General features: G+C 53.1%; 1 protein-coding gene. It reads left to right on the top strand.

Annotated features, from left to right (window positions below; translation table 11 throughout):
* Nucleotides 1-260: family 1 glycosylhydrolase (locus FN960_RS24310; protein WP_143850831.1), on the top strand; the 260-nt coding region annotated here is incomplete at both ends.

Here is a 260-nt window from a genome sequence, read left to right as displayed (position 1 = left end):
ATTACATGACCAACGCAGTGAAGGCCGAAGGCGGCACCGGCGATGCGATCTCTGGTTTTGAAGGCAGCGTACCGAACCCGTATGTTAAAGCGTCTGACTGGGGCTGGCAGATTGATCCAGTAGGTCTGCGCTATGCCGTTTGCGAACTGTATGAGCGTTATCAGAGGCCGCTGTTTATTGTCGAAAACGGTTTTGGCGCTTACGACAAAGTGGAAGAAGATGGCAGCATCAACGACGACTACCGCATTGACTACCTGCGC

The sequence above is a fragment of the Alkalicoccobacillus porphyridii genome, from assembly GCF_007293315.1.
GTDB classification, from domain to species: domain Bacteria; phylum Bacillota; class Bacilli; order Bacillales; family Bacillaceae_D; genus Alkalicoccobacillus; species Alkalicoccobacillus porphyridii.
Note: the sequence above shows the minus strand (reverse complement) of the source record. Positions and strands in the feature narration are given on the sequence as shown.